Consider the following 18,543-nt stretch of genomic DNA (forward strand, 5'->3'; position numbering starts at 1 on the left):
ATCGAATTATCAAACGGTCGAGATCGACACGGTCGACTGTTGCGACGAAGGGGTCTGGATGGTTCCGAGGATCGGCCGACACACGGGCGATTCGGGGGCGCGGTTGATCGACATCAGCCCGCCGATCTCCGAATCGACGCCCGTGTGGCCAGGTGATACCGCCTTCACCCGAGCTGTTACGTCGGACCTCGGCGGCAGTGACGCCGTCACCATCAACCGAATCACCACCACACCTCATATCGGTGCTCACGCCGACGCACCGGCGCACACCCGCATCGACGGTGCGCCCATCGGTTCCGTTCCCCTCGGGCCCTATCTCGGTGAGGCCCTGGTGGTCGACATGACGGGGGTCGACGGTGCCGCCTGCATCAAGCCCGTCGAAGAGACCGTGGAGCGACTCGGCGGCCATCTGCCGCAACGGCTGATTCTGAGGACGTACCCGAAGTACCCGAGCGAGTGGGAGAACGACTTCGCCGGTGTTTCTCCGGACCTGACCCACTGGTTCGCCGACCGCGGTGGAGTTCTGATCGGAATCGACGGCGCGTCGTTCGATCCGATGGACAGCAAGACCATGGACGGGCACCACGCGGCAAGCGATCGTGGCGTCGCGATCCTCGAAGGACTTTGCCTCGACGACGTCGACGAAGGCTACTACGAGTTGATCGCACTGCCGCTGAAGTTCCTCGACCTCGATGCCAGCCCGGTACGGGCCGTGCTCCGGACTCTGCCTTCATCACCCTCAACGCCGACACATGCAGGAGAAGAATCGTCATGACATCGACAACCACCCTTTCGTTGGAAGACTGCGTCAAGGCCGACGCAGTGGATCCCCTGAGGGAGTTCCGCCGCGAGTTCGCGATTCCGGAGGGCGTTCTCTACTTCGACGGAAACTCGCTCGGCGCGCGTCCCATTGCCGCACAGGAATGCGCCGCGAGAGTGATCGGCGACGAGTGGGGCAACGGCTTGGTTCGCAGCTGGAACGAGGCTGGATGGTTCGACCTCCCGGTCCGCCTCGGTGACAAACTTGCCCCGTTGCTGGGAGCAGGTGAAGGCGAAGTGGTAGTGACGGATTCGACGTCGATCAACCTGTTCAAGGCATTGGCCTCCGCACTGTCCATCGCGGCTGCACAGGACCCCAGCCGAAAGGTGATCGTCTCCGAGCGAGACAATTTCCCGACTGACCTCTACATTGCGGAGGGCATCATCTCGCTGCTCGACCAGGGATACGAACTACGCCTGATCGACCAACCGGGTGACCTCGCCGAGGCGGTAGGGCCGGACACCGCCGTGGTGATGTTGTCGCACGTCAACTACCGCACCGGAAACCTGTATGCGATGGCGGAAGTCACTGCAGCAGTGCAGGAACGTGGCGCGCTCATGATCTGGGACCTCGCACACTCTGCTGGCGCCGTGACAGTCGACCTGGGCGGCGCCGACGCCGACTTCGCGGTCGGGTGTACGTACAAGTACCTCAATGGTGGTCCGGGTTCACCTGCATTCATCTGGGTCAACCGTCGCCATCAGAACACCGGAATCCAGCCGCTGTCCGGGTGGTGGGGGCACGCGCGACCGTTTGCGATGGAGTCGGCCTACGAACCGGGCGCGGGAATACGACGGTTTCTGAGTGGTACTCAGCCCATCACGTCGTTGTCGCTCGTCGAGTGTGGTCTCGACGTCATGCTCAAAGCTGACATGGCCGACATCCGGAGCAAGTCGCTCTCGCTGGCCGATCTCTTCATCGACCTCGTCGAGGAGCGTTGCGCTGCCTACGGTTTGGAGTTGATCACGCCTCGCGAACATGAGCGTCGTGGATCGCACGTGAGTTTTGTTCATCCCGAGGGCTATTCGATCATGAAGGCTCTCATCGCGCGGGGCGTCATCGGCGACTACCGCGAACCCGGAGTGTTGAGGTTCGGTATCACTCCGCTCTATCTCGGATATGCCGACGTGTGGAATGCCGTCGACGTGTTGCGAGACATCCTCGAGAACAAGTCCTGGGATCGCCCCGAATTCCGCGAGCGCGACGCAGTCACCTGATTCTTCCAAGTTTCCGCGGACCGGGAGGTACCGCCTTTCGCAAGGAGCTTTCATGAGTGATTTCAAAAACATTCAGCAGCGAGAATCAGGTCTCAAACGCGAACTCGGCCCCAAGCAGATGAGCATGATCGCGCTCGGTGGTGCAATCGGCACCGGACTCTTCCTCGGCAGTAAGTTCGCCATCGGATTTGCCGGCCCGAGCGTCATCATCAGTTACGCGATCGGGGGGTTGATCGCCCTGCTGCTGATGGGTGCCCTCGCCGAAATGACCGTCGCACATGCGACATCGGGTTCGTTCGGTGCGTACGCCGAGTTCTACGTCGGACCGTTGATCGGCTTCCTCGTTCGCTATCTCTACTGGTCATGCATCGTCCTCGCGGTCGGTACCGAGGTCACCGCGATCGGTGAATACATGCAGTTCTGGTTCGCCGACGTACCGTCGTGGCTGTGGATCGTGTTGTTCTCCGGAGTGTTGATCGGCGTGAACATGTTCAACGTCAAGGCCTTCGGAACGATGGAGTACTGGTTCTCGACGATCAAGGTCTTCGCGATCGTGGCGTTCATCGTGATGGCAGCGTACGTCGTGTTCGGTAGCGGAAACCCGGACTACGGATTTCACAATTACACTGCCGGTGGCGGATTCTTTCCGAATGGTCTGTCCGGCATGTGGTTTGCCGTGATCGTATCGATCTTCAGCTACTTGAGCATCGAGATGATCGCCATTGCGGCCGGTGAGGCGGAGAACCCGGCGGTAGCGGTGAAGAAGGCGTTCCGTGTGACGATCGTCCGACTGTTCGTCTTCTACATCGCAACCCTTGCCTTGATTCTGGCAATCGCTCCGATGGACAAAATCTTGAGTGGCGGAAGCCCTTTCGTCACGGTGATGCAGGTCGTGAAGATTCCGGGCGCAGACAGCGTGCTGAACTTCGTGGTGATCATCGCTGCACTGTCTGCGATGAACAGTCAGCTGTACGTGTCTTCGCGAATGATGTTCTCGCTCTCGCGTGCTGGTGACGCGCCGGCCATTCTCGGAAAGGTCAGGGCCAACGGCTCGCCGGTCAACGCCTTGCTGCTGTCGACGTCGGGCATCGCCGTCGCGACCATCGTCTACGTTCTCTTTCCCGAGCAGGCATTCACGTTGATGATCTCGTTGTCGATGTTCGGAGCGATGGCGACGTGGCTGCTGATCTTCGTGACGCACTGGTTCTTTCGCAAGCGGATGACAAGCGAAGGACGAACCCTCTCGTTCACGATTCCGTTCTTCCCGGTGGGGACGATACTGGGTGGTGTCCTCATGGTCGCGATCCTCGTCACGACATTGTGGGTCGAGGATTTCAAGATGACCTTGGTGTTCGGGGTGCCGTTTGTTCTTGCCGTGATCGGCATCTACTACTTCACCCGATCACGTCGGGCGCAGAGTCGAGCGGTAACGGCTGAACAGGTTCAGGACGAGATCACCGGCACGGTGGTCAAGCGGGTTCCCTGACTTACGTTGGCAATCACAGGGTTTCGGCGAAAAACTCCATAGTGCGGGTCCAGGCGAGGGCAGCAGAATGCGGGGCGTAGTGGCTGGTCGAAGTGTCGTTGTTGAACGCGTGGCCGGCGTCGGCATAGCGGTACACCCGGGCGAGATCGGACGCGGTTGTGCGCAATTGCTCGACGCTCTCCGGTGGGATACTCGGATCGAGGTCGCCGTAGTGACCGAGCCACGGGACCTGCAGTTGCGCTGCAAGTTCGGTGCCTGCCGCGATTCCGTCCCATCGGGCCTCGGCGACACCGCCGCCGTAGTACGTGACAGCGGAATCGACGAGGGGTACCGCGGCACACCACAGTGACGCGGTGCCGCCCATGCAGAATCCGAGGGAGCCGACTCTGTCTGCTCCCTCGGATCGGCTGTAGTCGACGGCGGCACGTACGTCGTGGCCGATGCTTGTGCTGTCGAGTGCCATGAGCGCATCCTTCGCGGACGGGAAGTCGGTGAAGGACGTTTGTGCGCCGCGGTGGTAGAGGTGCGGAGCCACGGCAAGATAGCCGGCGGCGGCGAGGCGCTCGAGGATGCTCTCGATGTGTTTGTTCACGCCCCACGCTTCTTGGAGAACGACTACTGCATGCAACGGTTCACTCGGCGAATCCGGTCGACTGACGGTCAGCGGTACGTCACGTGTGGTCGTCGTGAAAGTTCCCATGTCCCGACTGTATGCGAGTACGGACTGTATTCGAGCACAGCCTGTAGGTGCACGGTCGAACTAGACTCGTCGAATGTTCAGTTCCGACGTTCCGCCGATCAGCCTGGGCAGTTGGCCGACGCCCGTCGAACCTGTGGCGCGTTGCGCGCAGGCACTCGGATTGGGTCCGGAAGACCTGTGGATCAAACGTGACGACGTCATCGGCCTGGGCGGCGGCGGCAACAAGATCCGAAAGCTGCAGTACACCTGCGCTCAGGCTTTGGCGGTCGGCGCGACGACTCTGATCACTACCGGCGCACCGCAAAGCAATCACGCTCGGTTGACTGCAGCGGCAGCAGCTCGGTTGGGATTGCGTTGTGTGCTGGTGCTCGGTGGTGCCGAGCCGGAATCCGTGCAGGGAAATCTCGTTCTGGATGCACTCGCGGGCGCTGAGATCGTCTGGGCCGGTGGGGACACGGCATCCGCGGTCGACGCCGCGGTGGAGGCCGTCGCTGACTCGGGCGGAGTTCCTTTTGTCATTCCCTTCGGTGGCACCAGCGCGGTGGCCGCGCAGGGCTACGTCGACTGCGCACGCGAGATCGAGCAGCAACTCCCCGGAGTGGATCGCGTCGTGGTTGCGCTCGGATCGGGCGGAACGATGGCTGGCCTTGTCGCCCATCTGGGCGTCGACAGGGTTGTCGGCGTCGATGTCGGGGCTGTTGCCGATCCAGTGTCGACTGTCGCTGGGTTAGTGGACGAGATGCCCGGGTCTACTGTGCGAGCCGAGGATCTTCAGATCGTCCGAAACCAAGTTGGCCAAGGCTATTCGACGCTTACGGAAGCATCAGCCGGCGCGATCAGATGTTTGGCTCGTACGGAGGGCATATTCCTCGACCCGACGTACACCGGCCGAGCCTTTGCGGGATTGATCCAACTCGTGAAGGACAAGGCCATCACGGCGGGATCAAAAACGGTCTTCCTGCACACCGGTGGGTTACCCGGCCTGTTCGGCCACCCCGAACTGTCGACTCTGCGGTGAGCGAGCAGATCGACTACCCGCTCAGCAGTCCACTCGACGAACTGTCCGAGTGGCAACGCGTGGTGCGACCGCTGCGTGTCAGCGCCGACGGTTACCTGCGGTTGGCGACCAATCGGCTGGCGGTCGATTCCGACTACACCTGGGACATGCACCGCCACAGCGATCACGAATTGCTGTGGGCGATCGATGGTGTTCTCGAGGTCCGTACTCCGGAGACCGTGTACACCGTGCCGAGCGGGGTCAGTCTGTGGATCCCCTCCTTTGTTCCCCACGAGGTGACGGCGCGCAGCGGCACCGAATTGTCGTGCACGTGGTTGGTGGCATCCGATGTGACCGGGTTGGATCGTGTGGTGGCCTTGTCCACCCCGCCGCTGCTCGAACAAGTACTCGATCACCTCACCCGAGACGACTTGACGGACGCGGAGCGTCGGCGAGCCGAGGCGTTTGCCATCGACCTCGTCGAACCCGTTCCGCGACTGATTTTCGATGTACCGCTGCCGACGACGCCGTGGCTTCGGCAGATCGCAGATCAGTTGGTTGCCAGCCCGGCCGACACCCGATCGGTGGAGGAGTGGGCCGCCGACGCGAAAGTCAGCACGAGGACCCTCACGCGAAGGTTTCCGGTTGAGACGGGACTGACCTTCTCGGAATGGCGTATGCGACTGCGGGCTCATCACGCGATGCAACTTCTGGCACTCGGTCGAAGCATCTCGTTTGTGGCGCGGAAGACGGGTTTTCGTTCCGAAAGCGCGTTCGGCGCGGCATTCCGTCGAACGATGGGTGTGACTCCGGGCGAGTTCGCAAGCCTGATCGATCATCCGCGCACGCCGATGGCCGATTGGCTACAGGACTAGTCCGAACAGCGACTCAAAGGGCCTCGATCGGACTTGTGTAGCGCCCGAGCATCAACTTAGGGTTGGCTAAACAATCACCCTGTAGGAGTTCTGCGTGCGCGCAATTCGATCATCTTCTTTCGGTTCCAGAGTCATCGCAGCGGCGGCAGCAGCCGTTGTCGGTGCGATGCTGATGACCGGATGTTCCTCGTCGTCGGCCGATTCCGAGCAGACTGACGTCCGGACCGTCGCGTCGGCGTACGGGGACATCGAGGTTCCGGTTTCACCGCAGCGCGTCGTCGCCGCGTCGTACGACACTCCTTGGCAGCTGATGTCCCTCGGAGTGAAACCGGCTGCTGTGCAGGACTACGGCAAGTGGATCAGTGAATTCACGCCGGAGCAACAGGCCTTCGTCGACGGGCTCCCGACCATCGGGCCTTTCGGGGAAATGAACTTCGAAGCGATCGCTGCGGCGGATCCCGACATCATCGTCGGTGACGCCGACGAGGTGGACCAAGCGGCGTTCGACCGTCTGTCGGGCATTGCGCCCACTGTCATCGTCAAGGGCGAGAGCCGGGGCGACTGGAAGACGATCACCACCGAGATCGCGGAGGCGATCGGCAAGACCGACGTGCTCGAGTCGACGCGCACTGCTTACGAAACGAATCTCGAACGTGTTCGCGGCGAGTACGCGGACGTGATCGCGAACAACAAGTGGATTCACATTTCACTCGGAGACGCACCCGGCGCGTTCTCGGTTCAGCAGCCCACCGGTGCGATCGGCAATTTGGTCGTCAACGAACTCGGATTGGCGTATGGGCCCGGTGTTCCGACCAATTACACCGATGCCGGATACGAGTCCTACCCGATGGAGCAGTTGGCCGACATCATGAACGGTGTGACGGTCGTGCTGTACCCGCTGAATGCGGACGGGTCGACCAGTGCGGCGGTTCAGGCGGTCCTCGACGACAACCTCTTCACAAGGCTGCCGGCGGCGCAGGCTGGGCACGTCTTCGGATTGCAGTCGAGCGTCACAGATTTCGTGACCGCGAACGGTTGGCTGAACGAAGTGAAAACGAAGGTGTTTGCAACGCTCTGACGCTTGCTCACCTTTGGACTGCGCGCCCGCAACCGACCAGTTGAGGGCGCGCAGTCTTTTTGGTTGCCGCTCCGGGCGAGAATCCTGTCCCCTGCTTATGATTTCTGTCACTGATGGTTACCGTTACTCGTTGAGGCGGAGCTGGGCTGATCTTGCCAAACCCTTGACGTTTCGACGCGCAGCGAAAGGCTGTGTCGGTGTCGATTGCCGCAGATCGATGGGGTATTTTGTCCGGATCAGCTGTCGGGGTGAACAGTCGCTTCTCGGGGGAGAGCGCGTGCCGGACATGTGTCCCGGTCGGTTTCCAGTAGAGCGCCGTGCGTTCGCGGCCACATCCGTCAGCGCGTGAGTCGTGGTTTGCTGAGCGTGAACGGTGCGTGGGGCGAATCGTTCGAGGGGATGAAAGGCGAGATCGGCGAATGACAGCTACTTCCGACGCACGGCATACCGGATCGAAGGCTGTCCAGAACACTGACTCGCCGTCCGGCGAAAATCCGCGCTGGCGCGACCGCAAGAGGTACCTGTGGCCGCTCGGATTGCTGATTCCACTCAGCCCGTTCATCTCCTGGTTTCTCGTCGACAACCTTCGTCTCGGATTGTTCTGGGCGACCGGTGCGTGGTTGCTGGTCATCGTCATCCCGATCATCGACATGCTGGCCGGTGAAGACGGCGAAAGTCCGCCGGACGATGCGATCCCAGGGCTGCAGAAGGACCGCTACTACCGCTGGTGCACTTACGCGTTCCTCCCCTTGCAATACGCCGGTCTGGTCTTCGCCTGCTGGTGCTGGATCAACGCTCCGATGGGAATCGCGGAGAAGATCGCGATGTCGTTCACGGTGGGCGTAGTCGCCGGCGTCGGTATCAACGCAGCACACGAACTCGGGCACAAGAGCGAGAAGGTCGAGCAGTGGCTCGCGAAGGTGGCGCTTGCACAGTCTCTGTACGGGCACTTCTACGTCGAACACAATTTCGGCCACCATGTGCGTGTAGCTACTCCGCAGGACCCGGCCAGCTCGCGGTTCGGCGAGAGCTTCTGGAGGTTCTTGCCACGAAGTGTGTTCGGCGGCCTGCGTTCTGCCTGGCGTATCGAGAGCGCTCGACTCCAGCGGAAAGGCAAGCGAACCTGGAGCCTCGAGAACAACGTCCTCAATGCGTGGGCGATGAGCGTTGTCCTCTTCGCGACGCTGATCGGCATCTTCGGTTGGGAGGTTGCACCCTGGCTCCTGCTGCAGGCAGTTGCCGGATTCACCTTCCTCGAAGCGGCGAACTACCTCGAGCATTACGGTCTGCTGCGCGGCAAGCGTGCCGACGGCTCGTACGTCCGCTGCAGCCCCGCTGACAGTTGGAACAGCGATCACGTCGTGAGCAATCTGTTTCTCTACCAACTGCAGCGGCACAGCGACCATCACGCCAACCCGAAGTTGCGGTACCAAAGCCTGCGCAGCGCAGCCGAAGCCCCGCAACTTCCGGCCGGCTACGCAGTGATGATCGTGATCGCGTGGATACCACCGCTGTGGCGCCGGGTGATGGATCAGCGCTTGCTGGACTACTACGACGGCGATCTGGAACGAATCAACGTCGGCTGATCACGCAGCCCTCTCTGAACTGTGCGGAGTTGTCGTCTCAGCGACCGTCGTCCCACACCGTGTTGCCGCTTGCAGTCGTCGACGGGTAGTCCTGGACGGCGTCCCAGTGTTCGACGATCGTGCCGTTCTCGTCGAATCGGAAGATGTCCATCGAGCCGCTGCCGGCCGTTCCCTCACCGGACGAAGCGAAGGTCTGCACGAAGACGAAGTCGCCCTCGGCTACCGTTCGCGGAAACGTGGTGGCCTTGTCTCCGGTAGCAGGTTCGATCCCGGCCAGAGCCGTGACAAACGCATCCCTACCGTCCGCGAACGAGGGGTTGTGCTGCGTGTAGGTCGGGCCGATCAACTGGTCGGCAGCCTCGGCGGCTTTGCCTTCGTTGAAGGCGAGCTGCAGGAACGTCAACGCGTTGGCCGTGTTGCGCTCCAGAACTTCTGACGTCCTGGACGGCGACGAGGTGGGTCCGTCGAACATCGTGTTCGGATTCGCGGACGTTTCCGGCACGTCTTGAATGGCATCCCAGTGTTCGACGATCTTGCCGTTGTCGACGCGGAAGATGTCGAATACGGCCTGGCCGCGGTCGCCGGGAGCAGACGTGGTGTGAGACTGGAGGGCAACCAGATCGTCCTCGGCGAAAACGCGAGTGATCTCGGCATGCAATCCGGGTGTGGCCGCGACGTAACCGCCTATGCCGCTCACGAATCCGGCTGCCCCATCGGCGGCGGTGGGGTTGTGTTGGATGTAGACATCGCCAAGGTACCGGTCTGCGGCTTGCTGAACCTGACGGCCGTTGAACGCCAGTTCGTAGAAATCCGTGACGATGGTTTTGTTTGATTCGAGTTGATCGCCCTGTTCGGCGACAACGCTCGTGGACGTCGTAGAACTGCTGGGCGTTGCGGATTCCGCGTCGTTGGAGCACGCGGTGAGCAGGAGGGCGGCGGCAGCGGGAACGGTCATCCAGGCTGCGCGCCTACGAAGGTTGCTCATGTTCAGTGTGCGACGGTGAAACGCTGGCGACGGTGTGCCGGAGTCTCGATCTCGTCGACGAAAGCGTGTGCGTAATCTTCGCCCGCGATGGCGGAGTTCCCCTCGGCGTCCGTCAGCAGAATGTCGCCACCCACCTGGAAGGATCCCTTCGGAGCGACGCCGGCATGGGCGCCGAATGCTGCGGCCGGGCTCACGTAGAACCAGTCGACATTGCTGTCAGTTGCGCGGAGCGCGTCGAGGACGTCGGCGTGAGCGAGCGCCTCACCCTTGTACGCGTCCGGGAAGTCGGGAGTATCGACGACGCGCGGACCGCCCTCGGCGACCAACAGGCTGCCGGCTCCACCGACCACTGCAATGCGAGCGCCGTTGCGTGCGGCGGCATCTGCGAGGGGAGTGACGGCGTCGAGCAGGCGCTTGCCGTCGATCTCACGAGCGGGGATGGCAACGACGACGACGTCGTTGTCCGCCGTGATCTGCTCCACGATCGTGTTGTCGTGAACCGAACCCTGCACGACATTCGTGTCGGTTCCGGACTGCGCGCTGCGAGCGACGACGGTTACCTCGTGGCCGCGTGAAGCGGCTTCCTTCGCGATTGCGCTTCCTGCAAAACCGTTTCCACCGAATACTGCGATCTTCGACATGGGGTGTGCCTTTCCTTGATGACGCTGTTGTTCTTGTAGTAGTAAATTTATTCACCCCGATGGTCATTGTCTCGGTCAGATGCGGGCACTCTTTGGTGAAAAACAGACATTCCAACGACGGCAGGCCGACTGCTTCGGGTCGAAGTTGCGAACCGTAGGGTTGGTGTATGACTCTCACCGCCGACAACAATGCAGGTCCACTGGCAATTGAGCGCTCGGATGTCGAAGCCGCGCGAACTCGTATCGCAGGGCTGGCGCGGCGAACCCCGATCTTCCGAACTGCGGTGCCGACGCCACACGGTGAGGTATCGGTTCTGTTCAAGCTCGAGTACCTCCAACACGGCGGTTCCTTCAAGGTGCGCGGCAGTCTCAATGCAGTGGAACGAGCTGTAGCCAACGGCACCATGCCCGATGACGGTGTGGTGATCGCGTCCGGCGGCAATGCTGCGATCGGCGCTGCGTGGGCAGCACGACGGCGGGGACTCACCTGCACAGTGGTGGTGCCGGAGACGGCGCCCGAAGCAAAGGTGAAGGCACTCGGGGAGTTGGGTGCAACCGTTCACAAGGTCGGCGACCGGTATGCACTCGCTGCTGCCGCTGCTGCGGACATCGCACGCACCAGTGGTGCGCTCGAACTACACGCCTACGACCTGCCCGACATCGTCAGTGGGGCCGGCACCATCGCTCTCGAGATCGAAGACGAGGTGTCCGGGCCGATCACGTATTGCATCGCGGTCGGTGGTGGTGGATTGGTCTCCGGAATCGTGGCGGCGGCTCGCCCCGAAGATCACGTGGTAGCCGTCGAGCCGACCGGAGCTGCCACCCTGCACACCTCGCTCGATGCGGGGCGTCCGGTAGACATCGAAGTGAACAGCATTGCCGGCGACTCATTAGGGGCCACACGAATTGGCGCCATCGCCTGGGAGACGCTGCAGGAGAGTTCGGTAGACAGTGTTGTGGTCGACGATGATTCGATCCGACAGGCTCGGGCATTCTTGTGGCGGGAGTTCCGGATTCTGGTGGAGTTGGGCACCGCGGCAGCGTTGGTTCCGGTTCTGAACGGAACGGTGACACCGCCGTCCGACGGTGAGCTGTGCGTCGTTTTGTGCGGTGCCAACACGCATCCGACCGACCTGTAATTTCGGCGTCTTTGTTTGCCTGCGTGTGAGAAAGCCGCAGGTGGGTACCTCTCGCAGTATGAGTACCAGCAGCATTATCTGGATAATTGTTGCCGTGGTCGTGGTGATAGCGATCGTGGCCGCACTCCTGTGGGTGGCGCGAAACAGGCGCGACGAGCGTCGTCACATCGAGGCAGAACAGATCCGCGAAGACGTCGCAGACAAGTCGCTGCAAGTAGGCGAGCGCGAGGCGCGGGCAGAAGAGACAGCAGCCAAAGCGCGCATGGTGCAGGCAGAGGCCGACGCCAAAGCGGCGGAAGCGTCTGCGCTGCAACATCATGCAGCGCAGCATCGGAAAGAGGCGACGAGTTCTCGCGAGGAACTGAACCAGCAACGAGATCATGCAGACACGATCGACCCCAAGGTTCCCAACCCCGAAGAACCGCGGTCGACGCCGGATCAGAACCCTCGAAACCCTTGATCTCGAAACACTTGACGCAGGCGTTCGAGGGAAGCGTCTGTCCGTATATGGTTCGACGATCATGATGAACAAAGAATCGTCACCGCAGGACCAGAAAAGCGTCGCGTCCACGGCGGCTGACGTCGCACAGAACACTGTCTTCGAGCGCTTTGCCCGCGCAGGATTTGTCGTCAGCGGTGTCGTTCATCTGCTGATCGGATATATCGCGATCCGCCTTGCTCTCGGTGGATCCGGGTCTGCGGACCAATCGGGTGCGATGGCCGAGTTGGCAGGAAAGCCAGGGGGCGTCTTCGCCCTGTGGGTCGGCGTCGTCGCCTTCCTTGCCATGGCGTTGTGGAGATTGGCCGAAGCTGCGTTGGGAAGCTCGTCGTCGCCGTCTTCGGACGACAAGAAGAAGGAGTTCTTCAACCGCGCGAAAGCTCTGGGCATTTCGCTCGTCTATTTCGGTTTTGCCTTCACTGCATTCGGATTCGCTCGCGGTAGCGGGAAGTCCAGCAGCGGTCAGAGTGCGGGAATCACGGCGCGTTTGATGGAGAACACCCTGGGGACCATCGCATTGGTGCTCGGCGGGATCGCAATCATCGCTGTTGGCGTCTACCACGTGTACAAGGGCGCGAGCCAGAACTTCCTGGATGATCTGAAAGGCACACCGAGTGACTTCGTGCGCCGACTCGGAACCGTCGGGTACGTCGCCAAAGGCTTGGCCATCGCTGCAGTCGGCGTTCTGGTTCTTCTCGCGGTCAACAGTTCCGAACCTGGCAAGTCCTCCGGGCTCGACGGAGCGTTCAAGACCCTGGGCGCGCAGCCGTACGGAGTGGCCCTGCTGATCCTTGCCGGATTGGGGATCATCACCTACGGGCTCTACTGCTTCGTGATGGCACGCTCGACGAAGATGTAGCGCGCGTAAGCAAGTGGGTCTATCCGAACGACCCGGTCTGGAAGCCGACGTCGCTGCCCGACGAACTTCCCGTCGAACTACCGAATATCGGTCGTCTCGGAACCAGATCATGCATCAGGTTCACTGCTGCGGGGTCGATCATCGCCGCATTTCCGCCGTTCGCCAGAATCGTGATCGACCAGCCACTGTCGGGCACCAGCAGGGTGATGCAGTTGGATCCCGAGCTGTCTCCGTTCTTCTTGGCGAACCGTTGCGGAAAGTTCGGCGTCGCCGGTTGGAGCTGCCACGCCATTCCCATTCCGAAGGCCGGATTTTCCGGAGCTTGGGTATCGATCTGCTCGAGCATCGAGGTCAGCACCGGTTTGAGTGGGCTATTGCCATAGCCGAGAGTTGTTGCGGCCCAGATCGACATATCGTCAGCGGTACTGACCAGGCCACCGCCGCCGGCGATCGCACCGGTGTTGTTCCACAGCGGTGCTCTTGTGCCGTCGAGGTAATACGGGATGGCCAGGTCCGTGGCTTTGGTCTCGATCACGGTACCCATCATCCCGAGCGGGTCGGTGATCTCGCGGGCGACTGCCGCCGCGAAGGGCGGTTTCTCCTGTCCCGGAATGATTTTATCTGCCATGAGTGTGCCGAGTAGTCCGAACCCGAAGTCCGAGTACAGCCAGTGGCTTCCGGGGGAGAACTCCAAGGCCCCGGGAGCCTGGAGTCCTTCCCAGAGCATGTCTCTCGTGTACTTCGCTTTCTCGTCCGGGCACGATTGTGTGGGATCGGCGCACCCAGCCGAGAGATTGGGTGGGTCGTCGCTCAGACCGGAACGGTGGGTGACCAGTTGGCGAAGCGTGATTTCGGAACCATTACTGCCTTTCGGCATAGGGTTCCCATCCGAATACTTGCTCGCCAGGTCGTCCAATCCGACTTCTCCCCGAGCGATCAGTCTCGCCAGCAGTGCAGCGGTGAAAGTCTTGGTCTCCGAGGCGATCTCGAACTGCGTTCGCGGAGTAACCCTCACACCGTTCTCGACGTCGGCCAGACCGTAGTGATATGAGGTGGTGACACTTGACTTGCGGTTCTTTTCATCCGGCTTGACGATGACGAAGGCAAGGCCGGGAACGCCGTTGTTCAGCAGCCTCTCCGCGACTCGCTGTACGGCCTGGGCTTCGGCAGCGTCGCCGATCCTCGAACCTGGATTGGGGGCCGTTGGGCCGGCGGCTTTGGCGGTCGACGAGGTTGCGAGGGTTATGACGGCGGTTGCAGCAAGTCCTGCAGCGCTGATGAACTGTCGTCGTGACGTCCGGGCGGACCCTCGATCCTGGTTTTCCATTGTTTGCACATTACAACCAAAGTCGACTGGTTTGACTGTTTTGTCGGAATTGCCAAGGTGTGGTCCTTCGTAGACGGTTGCGCTAGATCACGCCGCCATTGACGTAAATGACCTGGCCGTTGACCCAACGAGCTGGGCCGGCGAGGAACGCGACAGCCTCCGCGATGTCCACCGGTGTGCCGAGCCGCTCCAAGGGAGCCAGTTTGGACAGGTTCTCCACTGTAGCTTCGTCTTTCCCGTCCAGGAACAAATCGGTCGCTGTGGGTCCCGGGGCTACGGCGTTGACCGTGATGTCGCGTCCGCGTAGCTCTTTCGCGAGAACCAGGGTGATCGCGTCGACGGCACCTTTGGTGGCGGCGTACGCGGCGTAAGTCGGAAACGCCAACTTCTTCACGGAGGTGGAGAAATTGATGATCGCACCGCCGCGCCGGACACGTCTGGCTGCCTGCTGGTCGACCACGAAAGTCCCTCGGACGTTGGTCCGATGCATCCGATCGAAATCGTCGAAGTTCAGTTCGGCGACGGTGGAGAGGATCATGATTCCGGCTGCGTGGACGACGACGTCGATGCCCCCGAACTCCTCCTCGACCGTATCGAACAGGGCCGCGACTTCACCTTCGTCGGCGACGTCGGCGTGTACCGCAATGGCGCGTCCGCCCGCTGTGACAATGGAGTCAACTGTTTGCTGAGCGCGCTGAAGATTTCCCGAATAGTGAACGGCGACAGCCATTCCGTCGGCGGCGAGCTTTTCTGCAGTCGCTCGCCCGATGCCGCCGGAAGCTCCGGTGACGATGGCTACGCGGGTGGTGGTGTCAGTCATGATGTAACTCCTGATCTGGTTTCGGGTGCATCGGACAGCCTGCGGAGCCACTCGCGCATCAGGCCAACTTCGTTGGTGGAGAGGGAAGTTGAATCCACGCCGGCCAGTTGGGCGTCGAGAGTCGATGCAACTCTGTTGAGTGAGGCGTCCGGGTGGGCGTCGGACTCGTCGATGATGGACGCGATGATTCCGTCGCGAACTCGCTGTGACAGCGTCGGATCGGGGTACTGTTCCGGCCTGACGACGAGCATCAGAGCAACCCCGACATTCGCCGACATCACCATCTGGGTGGCGACATCGACGGACACGGTCAGAACGCCTGCCGCAGCGCATCGTTCGAGAACTGATCGAAGTAGCGCCTGGGCCTGCAGGGCGGTGTCGGCGCTCTGGGCGGAAGGTGAGTGCATCAGCCGGTAGTGGGCGGGATGTGCGAGTGCGAAGGCTGTATGCGCATCCCAGCCGGCCCGTAGGTCGGCGACAGGGTCGTCGGACGGCGTCGCAGCGCGTTTGCCCTCGAGGTATTCGGCGAATCCTGCGTCGACGACGGCTGCGAGCAGTCCGTCCTTGTCGCCGAACTGGCGGTAGAGCGCGGGGGCGCCGACGCCGGCCATCTCGCATACGGCGCGGGTGGAGATGTCGCCGTTGGGAGACGTGTTGAGCAGCTCGGTCGCTGCGGCCAGAATTTTTGCTCTCGAACTCATGTAAACAACGTTAACAGAAATATGTAACCATCGCTACTGTGCTGGAAATGCTACTGACTGCCACGGTGTCCGTTGGATGAACTACAGATACTCAGTCCGAAGTCGTGTTAGAACTCTCTGAGTTCGCCCTGTCGGTGGCCTGCCCCTGCTCGGGAGCGAAAATTCAGGAGGTTCTACCGGTGAAAAACCCTTCGGCCCAGTCAGTCGCGGTATTCGTGGTGGCGGCGCTGTGTCTCCCGCTGCTTTCATGTAGTTCGTCCGACACTCCCGTGACCGCAGCTGTGCCCGTGGCTACAACTGTCGACACCTCGGCAGGTGATGGACCTGTCGAGGCTGAAGTCGGCGAGAACGGTGTATCGGTTAGCGGGAAGATCGGTCAGATCGGTGTCACTGCAACAGCGCCCGCGGGAATCGCGGACATCGGGACCACGCTCACACTCTCGAGTGGCGTCGGGACGAACCGTAAAGTCTTTCCTGCAGAGTTGGTCTCGACAACCCCGGCGCAGCTCACTCTCGGAAATGGACTACAGCCCAAGACGCCGATCACGTTGACCTTCGACTTGTCCGGACAACCCGAGATCGTCCGACAGATCAGCGATTCTGTTCGACCGATCGTCGCGGTCAACTCCGATGATCCTGCCAGTAGTGACTTGCTTCCTGCCGAATGGAACGCGGTGTCGAAATCCGTGACGACCACCACCACTCACCTCAGCAGTTTCCAAGTCCTCCTTACCGACGTTGGGCAAGTGCTCACCGACTCATTCACTCAGGTATGGGCGGCGAGTTCAGGAGAAACCGATGAATTATGCTCTGAGAAAAGCGAACTCGAACTAGCAGGCACGCAATATACGCTCACTCCCTCTAAGCCGGGGGTAGTTTCTGCTTGCCTCCGCGCTGCTGAGGAAGGGATTGCCGTCGACTTTGCGACGAAATCCGCACAATATTACGAAGTCAATTCTCAACCGACCGGCCAATTCGTGAATCAAGGGCCGTTGAAAGGGACTGATCAACTTGCGGTATTGCTTCGATCCAGTTTGGGTGGCGGGAAATCGGGACTGTTGACCCCGAAAGGCAACGGCACGCTGGTGTTACCTGCCGGCACGACCACGGGAGTCGTCCGCCTTGATGTCGACGCCGCCGCATTACAATTGGAGACGATTCTTACCGGTCTCGACATGTACGGGATCGAAGGAGACGAGTTGGTCGATGCATTTCAGACGACCAAATCTGCCTACGACTGTTTGGTGACGGTGTACGAAAGTTTGACTGACCCGAGTAAAGCCAACGTCGGCGAATTCACCAAGGCACTCGGCGATCTCGCTCAATGTGGACTTGCCGGGGCGACAGGCGCAGTGGGCAACAGCCAAGGTCGGATTCTGCACAAGATGAGTGTCGTGACGTCTCTGTTCACCACGCTCCCGAGCCAGTTGATGGCCAATATCACGGGAATCGCCGGCGAATTCAATGGTGACAATCACCTCGAATACACCCTGAAGAGTACCGGACCTGCCCGCGCGACCTCGACTGCGCCGTCGCCGAACAATACTGGCGCCACTCTCGAACTGATCACGAAGATCACCCCGAACGGATTCGGATTCACTCGTGGGCCAGATCATTACGAGATTTCGGACGTTCACAAGAACAACGGTCGATTCTACGTAGACGTCAATTACCACTGGAAGTTGAACCGACCAGAAGGCAGCGACCTCGGATACTGCCGAGGTCACGCGCGAATTACCAACAGCGCAGGAACAGAAATCGCGCGCTACGACGACACCGGATTCAACATCTGCCAAGGGGGTGGAGCCTTCGGTACCAACACCCCTATTTACGACCCTGGCGCCTACACCGTCACTGTCGACGTAGAAACTGAGCGCGGTGCACCTCTGAGGATCGCCCGGGACTTCACTGTCGATCAGTGACCGGACGCGTAGATCAGAGCGCGTTTGCCTGGAGAGGTTCGATGTCGAAGGTGTGAGGTCCGAACAGGCCCAGAGCCCGGGTGCGAATGGACGGTAGTGCTTCGTGGAAGCTCCCGCCGAGGCGGTGGAGGGAGTTGAACGAGCGCGATTCCCAAACCGGAAACTCCCCGTCGGCGCCGCGGGATGTAGTGTCCCACAGCAGAGCGTCGCCGTTCTCGCTCCATCCGAAAACCTGCAGCGAGTCGGGGAGCGACCAATCGCCGTCGGGTTCGACCATCCAATCGAACTCGTCGTCCCGTCCGTCTTTGTAGACGGAATGAAGATGAGCGGTGAGGTTGCGGGCACGCCCTTGCCAGCCGTCGGCAAATCCGGGAAGGACGGGCGGATAGATGAGCCAGAGTCCGAAGGTCCGTGCCCAGCCAGCGTGTCTGATGAATGTGCGATATGAATCGGGGAAGCCCTGCCCGTCGGGAAATCGAAAAGAATCCAAGACAGTGAAATCTATGTGCTGAACTGTCGGTTGGCCGTTTACCGTCAACGCATCTGGTCCCTGTGCATACACATCCTCAACGCTAGCAATAGCGAACGCAGCGCAGCCCTTTCCGGCTATCGAAGCACGCCGGAATGGGTCACCGGGGCGTGTGCTCGGTGACCTCCGGGTTCAGCGCCGGGTGGTGGAGCGGCGGGGTTTTTGGTCGGGGTCGATGCCTGGTGGGGGGATGAACCAGGGCAGGTGATCGGTGCCCATCTGGATTTCCCATTGTCCGGTGAATCCGGGTTTTCGGTGCATCAGGGTGTGGTGGGTTCGGCAGAGCAGGACCAGGTTGTCCATGACGGTTGGTCCTCCTTTGGCCCAGTGTTTGATGTGGTGGGCGTCGGTCCAGGCGGGGA

The 18,543-nt window shown here is 61.1% G+C and carries 20 protein-coding genes; 11 read left to right on the forward strand and 9 right to left on the reverse strand.

Annotated features, from left to right (window positions below; genetic code table 11):
- Positions 1–58: 58 nt before the first annotated feature.
- The 3 genes from kynB to G8767_RS26570 are packed head-to-tail and all read left to right on the forward strand — an operon-like array spanning position 59 to position 3,523.
- On the forward strand, positions 59–775 hold the full coding sequence (gene kynB / locus G8767_RS26560; RefSeq protein ID WP_166812762.1) for an arylformamidase: 717 nt from the start codon (positions 59–61) through the stop codon (positions 773–775).
- Positions 772–2,037 (forward strand): kynureninase, encoded by a 1,266-nt coding sequence (kynU, locus tag G8767_RS26565; RefSeq protein WP_166812764.1) that lies wholly within the window; start codon positions 772–774, stop codon positions 2,035–2,037. The genes kynB and kynU overlap by 4 nt, the downstream gene beginning before the upstream one ends.
- Before the next feature lie 52 nt (positions 2,038–2,089).
- Complete coding sequence (locus G8767_RS26570) at positions 2,090–3,523, forward strand: amino acid permease (RefSeq protein WP_166812766.1); 1,434 nt, start codon at positions 2,090–2,092, stop codon at positions 3,521–3,523.
- A gap of 13 nt (positions 3,524–3,536) precedes the next feature.
- On the opposite strand, the gene G8767_RS26575 is transcribed toward G8767_RS26570, so the two are convergent.
- Entirely contained in the window at positions 3,537–4,223 is a 687-nt protein-coding gene (locus tag G8767_RS26575) for a dienelactone hydrolase family protein (protein WP_166812768.1), read from the reverse strand.
- Positions 4,224–4,296: 73 nt separating this feature from the next.
- Between G8767_RS26575 and G8767_RS26580 the strand changes: the two genes are divergently transcribed.
- The 4 genes from G8767_RS26580 to G8767_RS26595 all read left to right on the forward strand — a co-directional run bounded on the left by G8767_RS26580 (position 4,297) and on the right by G8767_RS26595 (position 8,759).
- Complete coding sequence (locus G8767_RS26580) at positions 4,297–5,241, forward strand: D-cysteine desulfhydrase family protein (protein ID WP_166812770.1); 945 nt, start codon at positions 4,297–4,299, stop codon at positions 5,239–5,241.
- Positions 5,238–6,095 (forward strand): AraC family transcriptional regulator, encoded by an 858-nt coding sequence (locus tag G8767_RS26585; protein WP_095972741.1) that lies wholly within the window; start codon positions 5,238–5,240, stop codon positions 6,093–6,095. Before G8767_RS26580 ends, G8767_RS26585 begins: the two co-directional genes overlap by 4 nt.
- 94 nt (positions 6,096–6,189) lie before the next feature.
- Positions 6,190–7,173 carry an ABC transporter substrate-binding protein gene (locus G8767_RS26590; protein WP_166812772.1) on the forward strand — a complete coding sequence of 328 codons (984 nt, stop codon included), beginning with the start codon at positions 6,190–6,192 and terminating at the stop codon, positions 7,171–7,173.
- Between the two features lie 419 nt (positions 7,174–7,592).
- The gene (locus tag G8767_RS26595) at positions 7,593–8,759 is read left to right on the forward strand and encodes an alkane 1-monooxygenase (protein ID WP_095972739.1); all 1,167 of its coding nucleotides are present in this window, start codon (positions 7,593–7,595) and stop codon (positions 8,757–8,759) included.
- A 37-nt stretch (positions 8,760–8,796) separates the two neighbouring features.
- On the opposite strand, the gene G8767_RS26600 is transcribed toward G8767_RS26595, so the two are convergent.
- Together G8767_RS26600 and G8767_RS26605 are read right to left on the reverse strand one after the other, a co-directional pair.
- Positions 8,797–9,744, reverse strand: a complete 948-nt coding sequence (locus tag G8767_RS26600) for a nuclear transport factor 2 family protein (RefSeq protein WP_166812774.1) — start codon at positions 9,742–9,744, stop codon at positions 8,797–8,799.
- Between the two features lie 2 nt (positions 9,745–9,746).
- Complete coding sequence (locus G8767_RS26605; protein ID WP_166812776.1) at positions 9,747–10,385, reverse strand: NAD(P)H-binding protein; 639 nt, start codon at positions 10,383–10,385, stop codon at positions 9,747–9,749.
- Between the two features lie 167 nt (positions 10,386–10,552).
- On the opposite strand from G8767_RS26605, the gene G8767_RS26610 reads away from it, so the two are divergent.
- From G8767_RS26610 to G8767_RS26620, 3 genes are all read left to right on the forward strand, one after another.
- On the forward strand, positions 10,553–11,524 hold the full coding sequence (locus G8767_RS26610; protein ID WP_166812778.1) for a serine/threonine dehydratase: 972 nt from the start codon (positions 10,553–10,555) through the stop codon (positions 11,522–11,524).
- A 58-nt stretch (positions 11,525–11,582) separates the two neighbouring features.
- Positions 11,583–11,984 (forward strand): hypothetical protein, encoded by a 402-nt coding sequence (locus G8767_RS26615; RefSeq protein ID WP_020971062.1) that lies wholly within the window; start codon positions 11,583–11,585, stop codon positions 11,982–11,984.
- Positions 11,985–12,045: 61 nt separating this feature from the next.
- Positions 12,046–12,882, forward strand: a complete 837-nt coding sequence (locus tag G8767_RS26620; RefSeq protein WP_124568138.1) for a DUF1206 domain-containing protein — start codon at positions 12,046–12,048, stop codon at positions 12,880–12,882.
- A 19-nt stretch (positions 12,883–12,901) separates the two neighbouring features.
- On the opposite strand, the gene G8767_RS26625 is transcribed toward G8767_RS26620, so the two are convergent.
- From G8767_RS26625 to G8767_RS26640, 4 genes are all read right to left on the reverse strand, one after another.
- The gene (locus tag G8767_RS26625; protein WP_166812780.1) at positions 12,902–14,209 is read right to left on the reverse strand and encodes a serine hydrolase domain-containing protein; all 1,308 of its coding nucleotides are present in this window, start codon (positions 14,207–14,209) and stop codon (positions 12,902–12,904) included.
- 82 nt (positions 14,210–14,291) lie between these two features.
- Positions 14,292–15,029, reverse strand: coding sequence for an SDR family oxidoreductase (locus G8767_RS26630; RefSeq protein ID WP_124568140.1), 738 nt, complete (start codon positions 15,027–15,029; stop codon positions 14,292–14,294).
- A complete protein-coding gene (locus G8767_RS26635; protein WP_166812782.1) occupies positions 15,026–15,730 on the reverse strand; it encodes a TetR/AcrR family transcriptional regulator in 705 nt (234 codons plus the stop codon). Before G8767_RS26635 ends, G8767_RS26630 begins: the two co-directional genes overlap by 4 nt.
- Before the next feature lie 376 nt (positions 15,731–16,106).
- Positions 16,107–16,427: a hypothetical protein gene (locus G8767_RS26640; RefSeq protein WP_124568142.1), complete on the reverse strand. Its 321-nt coding sequence runs from the start codon at positions 16,425–16,427 to the stop codon at positions 16,107–16,109.
- Between G8767_RS26640 and G8767_RS26645 the strand changes: the two genes are divergently transcribed.
- Complete coding sequence (locus G8767_RS26645) at positions 16,417–17,652, forward strand: hypothetical protein (RefSeq protein ID WP_124568143.1); 1,236 nt, start codon at positions 16,417–16,419, stop codon at positions 17,650–17,652. The two genes, G8767_RS26640 and G8767_RS26645, sit on opposite strands and share 11 nt — an antisense overlap.
- A gap of 13 nt (positions 17,653–17,665) precedes the next feature.
- Here G8767_RS26645 and G8767_RS26650 read toward each other — a convergent pair whose 3' ends face one another.
- Positions 17,666–18,142: a hypothetical protein gene (locus G8767_RS26650; protein WP_124568144.1), complete on the reverse strand. Its 477-nt coding sequence runs from the start codon at positions 18,140–18,142 to the stop codon at positions 17,666–17,668.
- 171 nt (positions 18,143–18,313) lie between these two features.
- A partial coding sequence (locus G8767_RS26655) for an HNH endonuclease signature motif containing protein (protein ID WP_166812784.1) occupies positions 18,314–18,543 on the reverse strand: 230 nt, incomplete at its 5' end.

The sequence above is a fragment of the Rhodococcus sp. IC4_135 genome, assembly GCF_011602025.1.
GTDB lineage: Bacteria > Actinomycetota > Actinomycetes > Mycobacteriales > Mycobacteriaceae > Rhodococcus_F > Rhodococcus_F baikonurensis.